Annotated in this window: 5 protein-coding genes; 4 read left to right on the top strand and 1 reads right to left on the bottom strand. The window is 65.3% G+C overall.

Annotated elements, in window-relative coordinates; all coding sequences use genetic code 11:
- Positions 1–166: 166 nt before the first annotated feature.
- The 4 genes from menD to Q0P59_RS09135 are packed head-to-tail and all read left to right on the top strand — an operon-like array spanning position 167 to position 6,227.
- Entirely contained in the window at positions 167–1,780 is a 1,614-nt protein-coding gene (gene menD, locus Q0P59_RS09150) for a 2-succinyl-5-enolpyruvyl-6-hydroxy-3-cyclohexene-1-carboxylic-acid synthase (RefSeq protein WP_295005829.1), read from the top strand.
- 40 nt (positions 1,781–1,820) lie between these two features.
- Positions 1,821–2,669: an NADPH-dependent 7-cyano-7-deazaguanine reductase QueF gene (queF, locus tag Q0P59_RS09145; protein WP_295005827.1), complete on the top strand. Its 849-nt coding sequence runs from the start codon at positions 1,821–1,823 to the stop codon at positions 2,667–2,669.
- 16 nt (positions 2,670–2,685) lie between these two features.
- The gene (gene mutS, locus Q0P59_RS09140; RefSeq protein WP_295005825.1) at positions 2,686–5,268 is read left to right on the top strand and encodes a DNA mismatch repair protein MutS; all 2,583 of its coding nucleotides are present in this window, start codon (positions 2,686–2,688) and stop codon (positions 5,266–5,268) included.
- Complete coding sequence (locus tag Q0P59_RS09135; RefSeq protein WP_295005823.1) at positions 5,265–6,227, top strand: metallophosphoesterase family protein; 963 nt, start codon at positions 5,265–5,267, stop codon at positions 6,225–6,227. Before mutS ends, Q0P59_RS09135 begins: the two co-directional genes overlap by 4 nt.
- 95 nt (positions 6,228–6,322) lie before the next feature.
- Here Q0P59_RS09135 and Q0P59_RS09130 read toward each other — a convergent pair whose 3' ends face one another.
- Entirely contained in the window at positions 6,323–6,823 is a 501-nt protein-coding gene (locus Q0P59_RS09130; protein ID WP_295005821.1) for a peptidylprolyl isomerase, read from the bottom strand.
- Between the last annotated feature and the right edge of the window lie 87 nt (positions 6,824–6,910).

Raw genomic sequence — 6,910 nt, 5'->3', positions numbered from 1 at the left:
CGCGACCCCCGGCGTGACAGGCCGGTATTCTAACCGACTGAACTACCACTCCGCGTCGGGCTCGTCCGCCGGTCAGCGGCGAGCGGGGCGAATAATAGCATGGTCCTGTGTTTCCGGACGAATCACAACGACTACAATTGATACTTTTCGCCAGCAGACAATGCCAATGACCGACACCGGCTCCCTCAATCTCGCATGGTCGCAAGCCATGATTGCCGGGTTCGTCTCCGCCGGGATCACCGATGCGGTCATTTCCCCCGGATCGCGGTCGACGCCGCTGGCGCTCGCGCTACTGCGGCAGCCGGGCTTGCGCAGCCATGTCGCCATCGACGAGCGCAGCGCCGCGTTTTTTGGCCTCGGCATCGCAAAAGCGCAGCGCCGTCCGGTCCTGCTGCTGGCCACCTCTGGAACGGCGCCCGCCAACTGGCTCCCGGCCATCGTCGAAGCCAGCCAGGCCGGCGTTCCGCTGATTGCCGTTTCCGCCGACCGCCCGCCTGAACTGCATGGCTGCGGGGCCAACCAGACCGTTCCCCAGGCGGCGATGTTCGCGCCTTACGTCAGGGCAAGCCACGCGCTGGCTACGCCCGACGAAGGTTTCGACCCGGGATACCTGCATCGCCTGGCTGCCCAGGTTGCGGACCAGGCCACCTGGCCCCATCCCGGCCCGGTCCACATCAACCAGCCCTTCCGCGAACCCCTGTTGCCGGCCGGGGATAGCCCCCCTGCGGCGAGGCTTGAACCGGTTCGCTGCCACCATCCCGTCGCCGAACCCGATCACCGGACGCTGAGCGACCTGGCAAACCGCCTCTCGGGCCGCCCCGGCGTCATGGTGTGCGGAGAAATGCCCATTGCCGCGACACGCAATTCCGCTCTGGTCGGGCTGGCCAGCGCCCTGGCCTGCCCCATCCTGGCCGAACCGCTGTCCGGACTGCGCTTCGGTCCGCATGACCGATCCCATCTTTGCGTCGGCTACAACCGCTGGCTGGATACTTCCGGTGCCGCCGCCATTCCGCCCCCCGAATGGATCATCCGCTTCGGCGCCTTCCCGGTCACCCGCAATCTGCAGAACTACCTCTCGGGCAGCGCGGCCACCCAAATCGTGGTCGATCCCTGGCCACGCTGGAGCGACCCCGCACGCAAACTGACCGACCTGCTGCACGCCGACCCCGAATCGTTCTGCAACGCCCTGCTGCGCCAGCGCCTGAAGCCGGCGAACGACGGCTGGCTGGGGCAGTTTCTCGCCCTCGAGCGGCAAGCGGCGGAGCGAAACACGCCCAATCACATCCCGGCCATCGTCAATGCACTGCCCGCCGGCACCGCCCTGTTCGTCGGAAACTCGCTCGCCATCCGGGAACTGGACTCGCTGTCCGGCCATTCGGACAAGACGCTGCACATCCACGCCAACCGCGGCGCCAGCGGCATCGACGGCAACCTATCGACCGCCGCCGGCATCGCCAGCGCGCATGGCCGCACGGTCGCCCTGGTCGGCGACCTGACCTGCCAGCACGACATCGGCGGCCTGGCCCAGACGCGCGGCCTCGATATCGCCATCGTCGTGGTCAATAACGGCGGAGGCGGCATTTTCGACCACCTGCCGCAGCGTTCGCTGCCCGAATTCTCCCGCGGCTGGCGAACGCCGCAGCATGTCGATTTCGAGCATGCGGCCAGGGCATTTGGCCTGACCTACCACGCCGTCGGCACGGCGGACGACCTGGCTATCCGGCTGAGCGGCGCCGTCGAGAGCGGCGGGCCGCAACTGATCGAACTGAAACTGGCTTAAGCTGAAATCGGCAACCGGCGAACAGGTAAAATCCGCCCCCATGACCGCGACCACCCATCACGACGACCCCAGCCATGCCTCGCCCCTGGGCAAGGCCACCGAATACCAGAGCCGCTACGCGCCGGAACTGCTTTTTCCGATTCCGCGCCAGCTCAAGCGCAGCGAAATCGGCATCGACGACTCGGCGCTTCCTTTTGTCGGCGAAGACCTGTGGAACGCCTACGAACTGTCGTGGCTGAACGCCAGGGGAAAACCGGTCGTTGCCGTCGGCACCTTCCGCGTGCCGGCCGACAGCCCGAATCTGATCGAGTCGAAATCCTTCAAGCTGTACCTCAACTCCTTCAATCAGAGCAGCTTCGAAAGCGCCGAGTCCGTAGCGCAAACGATGACCCGCGACCTGTCGGCCGCCGCCGGGCGCCCCATCGCTGTCGCCCTGCAGCCCCTGGCCAGCGCACCGACTGCCGCCATCGGCATTCCGGCCGGCATCGCGCTCGACGACCTCGACATCGCCTGTGACCGCTACCAGCCGGCCCCCGAGCTGCTGACGACGCAAGCAGGCGCAATACTTGAAGAAACCCTGTATTCGCACCTGCTGAAATCCAACTGCCTGGTCACCGGCCAGCCCGACTGGGCCATGGTCGTCATCCGCTATCGCGGCCGGCCGATCGAGCGCGCCGGACTGCTGCGCTACATCGTCTCCTTCCGCAATCACAACGAATTCCACGAACAGTGCGTGGAGCGCATCTTTACCGATCTGCTGGCCCGCTGCCGGCCCGAAGCCCTGGCCGTCCACGCCCGCTACACGCGGCGCGGCGGGCTCGACATCAATCCCTTCCGCAGCACCGGCGACTTCCCTGCCCCCGACAACACCCGCGAAATCCGGCAGTAACCCACATCACAAGAACATGGCCAAAGAAGCAAAAACCGAGCAGCCCAAGCACACCCCGATGATGGTGCAATATCTCGCCCTCAAGGCGAAGCACCCGAACACCCTGCTCTTCTACCGGATGGGCGATTTCTACGAATTGTTCTACGAAGATGCCGAGAAGGCCGCACGACTGCTCGACATCACGCTGACCACGCGCGGCCAGTCGGCCGGCGTGCCGATCAAGATGTGCGGCATCCCCTTCCACTCCCTGGAGCCCTACCTGGCGCGCCTGGTCAAGATGGGCGAATCGGCGGTGATCTGCGAGCAGATCGGCGACCCGGCCACCAGCAAGGGACCGGTCGAACGCGCGGTCGCCCGCATCGTGACGCCCGGTACGCTGACCGATGCCGCGCTGATCGACGACAAGCAGGACATCTGGCTGCTCGCCGTCGCCACGCACCGGAATACGGCCGGGATTGCGCGGCTGAACCTGGCCAGCGGCGAATTCATCCTGATCGAGGTGGCAACCGAGCAGCTACCCGCGACGCTGGAGCGCATCCGTCCGGCTGAAATTCTCTATCCCGAAAGCTGGACGCCGAATTTCACCATCGACGCAGCCCGGACCCGACAGCCGGACTGGTATTTCGATTTCGATTCCGCCCGACGCCTGCTCTGCGACCAGTTCGAAGTTGCCTCGCTGGCCGGCTTCGGCGCCGAAGGCCTGAAACCGGCCATCGCTGCCGCCGGCGCCCTTTTGCAGTACGCCCAGGCGACGCAATCGGGAAAGCTGCCGCACTTGCGCGGGCTGACGGTCGAACTGGAAGGCGCCTTCCTCGGGCTGGACCTGGCTACCCGGCGCAACCTGGAGTTGACCGAAACCCTGCGCGGGCAGCCTTCTCCGACCCTCTATTCCCTGCTCGACAACTGCGTGACCAGCATGGGATCGCGCCTGTTACGCCATACCCTGCACCACCCGCTGCGCGACCGGGACATCCCCGCCCTGCGGCACGGCGCCGTCGAAGGGCTGCTCGAGGACTATGGCCGGCTTGCCGGCGACGTGCGCAAAGCGCTGCGCGGCATCGCCGATATCGAGCGCATCGCCGGCCGCATCGCGCTGCGCAATGCCCGCCCGCGCGACCTGGCCAGCCTGCGCGAATCGCTGGCCCGCCTGCCGGAACTGCGCGCCCCCTTGATGGAACACGCGGCACCGCTGATCGTGCAACTGTTCGGCGAGCTGCAAACCCCGGCCGCCGCCCTTGAATTGCTGGTCCGCGCCATCGCCGCCGAGCCCGGCGCCCAGGTCCGCGACGGCGGCGTCATCGCCCCGGGCTACGACCCCGACCTGGATGAGCTGCGCTCGCTGAACGACAACTGCGGCGCCTTCCTCATCGACATGGAAGCCCGCGAACGCGAGCGGACCGGCATTTCCAGCCTCAAGGTCGAGTTCAACAAGGTGCATGGCTTCTACATCGAAGTCACGCACGCCAACGTCGACAAGATTCCCGACGACTACCGCCGTCGGCAGACGCTGAAGAACGCCGAGCGCTACATCACCCCCGAGCTGAAGGCCTTCGAGGACAAGGCGCTGTCGGCCCAGGAGCGTTCGCTGGCGCGCGAGAAGCTTCTCTACGAAGCGATCCTCGATGCGCTGCTGCCGGTCGTCCCTACCCTGCAGGGTATCGCCCGCGCCGTGGCCCAACTCGACCTGCTGGCCGGGTTCGCCGAATCGGCCTTGAAACGCAACTGGTGCAAACCCGGATTCGCCGCCGAAACGCAGCTCAACATCGTCAATGGCCGCCACCCGGTGGTCGAAGGCGAACTCGCCAACCTGGCCGAAACCTTCATCGCCAACGACTGCCTGTTGGCCGACAACCGCCGCCTGCTGCTGATCACCGGCCCGAACATGGGCGGTAAATCGACCTACATGCGGCAGGTCGCGCTGATCGCCCTGCTCGCCCACATCGGCAGCTACGTGCCTGCCGAATCCTGCGTGCTCGGCCCACTCGACCGCATCTTCACCCGCATCGGCGCTTCCGACGACCTGGCTTCCGGACGTTCGACCTTCATGGTCGAGATGACCGAAGCCGCCGCCATCCTGCATCACGCAACCGACCAGAGCCTGGTCTTGATGGACGAAATCGGCCGCGGCACCTCGACCTTCGACGGCATGGCGCTGGCCTTCGCCATCCTGCGCCACCTGATCGAGAAGAACCGCAGCCTGACCTTGTTCGCCACCCACTATTTCGAGCTGACCCGGCTGTCGCACGAGTATTCGGAACTGGCCAACGTCCACCTCGGCGCCGTCGAGCATAATGACCGCATCGTCTTCATGCATGCCGTCGAGGAAGGCCCTGCCAACCAGAGCTACGGTATCCAGGTCGCCGCGCTGGCCGGCATCCCCGGCAGCGTCGTCCGCGCTGCCCGCAAGCAGCTGCGCGAATTCGAGCAGCGCGCCACCGTCGATCCGCTGCAGCCCGACCTCTTTGCCCAGGGCGAACCGGAGCCGCTGGAGCCCGAGCCGCACCCGGTCGTCAACGAGCTGGCGGCGATCGACCCCGATAGCCTGACCCCGCGCGAAGCGCTCGACGCCCTGTATGCCTTGAAAGGGCTGTTGCGTTGATCGGCAAGCGCCGGGCAAAGGCTGGCGGATTCATCATCCGCCGACTGCTGCCGGCCTTGGCGCTGGCCACCCTGTCCTTGTCGGCGAGCGCCGACAGCTGGCGCTTCGCGCTGATCGGCGACACCCCCTACAACGCCCACGAGCGGACGGAGTTGCCGAAGATGCTGTCAGCCATCGCCGACAGCAAAGTCGATGTGATCGTCCATGTCGGCGATTTCAAGTCCGGCTCGAACCTGTGCTCGGACGAGGTATTTGCGGACCGTTTCCAGCTGTTCGACAGCAGTCGTCCCCCCTTCGTTTTCGTTCCCGGGGATAACGAATGGACGGACTGCGAGCGTCTCAGCAACGGGGGATACGACCCGCTGGAACGACTGGCCAAGCTGCGCGGCCTGTTCTGGAGCAAGGATCAGGCGCTCGGCCAGGCGGCCCTGGCGCTCGAGCGGCAGCCCGGCACCTACCCCGAGCACGCCCGCTTTCGCCTGGGTCCGACGCTCTTCGTCACCTTCAATTTGCCGGGAGGCAACAACAACTGGGGAATGACCGACACGCCGCGTACCGAATACGTGGCGCGCCATCCGGTCACCGTCGCCTGGCTCAGGGAGAATTTCGCGCTTGCCCGCCGCGAGAAGATGCGCAGCATCGTCCTGCTGTTTCAGGCCAACCCCGGCTTTACGCACTACACGCAAGGCCTGGCGCATCGGGCGTACCGCGAGTTTCTCGATGCGCTGCGCGAAGAAACGCTACGCTTTCAGGGACAGGTGGTAGCCGTTCATGGCGATACGCACATGAACCGCATCGATCAGCCGATGCGCGATCAAACCGGCCGGCCGCTGAGCAACTTCGTTCGCGTCGAAACCTTCGGCTCGCCGTTCATGGGGTGGACCACGGGGATCATCGACTCCGACGCGCCCGCCGCGATCCGCTTCGAAACCCATCCCTGGCCGGCAAGACACGACTAGCACGGCACCCATACGCGGGCGCCGCGCCGGGCAGGATTTCAGCTGATGAAAAAATACCCGCCGCAGCGGGTATTCCGGTCAGCGATGGGCTCGCCTTAGTGGCAGGTTTCGCCATCCTCATCCGGATGATGAACGTGGCCATGTTCGACTTCTTCCTCGCTGGCCGGGCGAATCGAGGTCACGGTGCAGGTGAACACCAGCGCCATGCCGGCCAGGGGATGATTGCCGTCAAGCACGACCTTGTCGTCGGCGATATCGGTCACCCGATAGATCACGAAATCGTCTTCGCCGCCATCTTCCGGGCCACCCTCGAACTGCATGCCGACCTGGAGTTCCTTCGGGAAATCCTTGCGCGGCTCGATCTGGACCATTTCGGCATCGTATTCGCCAAAGGCCTCATCCGGCTGCAGCTTGACCTGGACCGACTCGCCGACCTTCTTGCCCTGCAGCGCTTCCTCGATTTTCGGGAAAATGTCGTCGTAGCCGCCATGCAGGTAAACCAGCGGCTCGCGGCCTTCGTCGACCACTTCGCCATCCGGATCCTTGACGTGGTAATCGAGTGTGATAACGGTGTTCTTGGCAACCTGCATGTTCATTCTGTGGATTTCCTAGTATTGATGGGCATTCTCGGCGATTTACCAAACTCACGACGCGTTTGCGGCAAAGCTTGAATCTGCGCGAAT

Origin of the sequence: uncultured Dechloromonas sp. (assembly GCF_945957265.1) — a bacterium.
Classification (GTDB): domain Bacteria; phylum Pseudomonadota; class Gammaproteobacteria; order Burkholderiales; family Rhodocyclaceae; genus Azonexus.
Note: the sequence above shows the minus strand (reverse complement) of the source record. Positions and strands in the feature narration are given on the sequence as shown.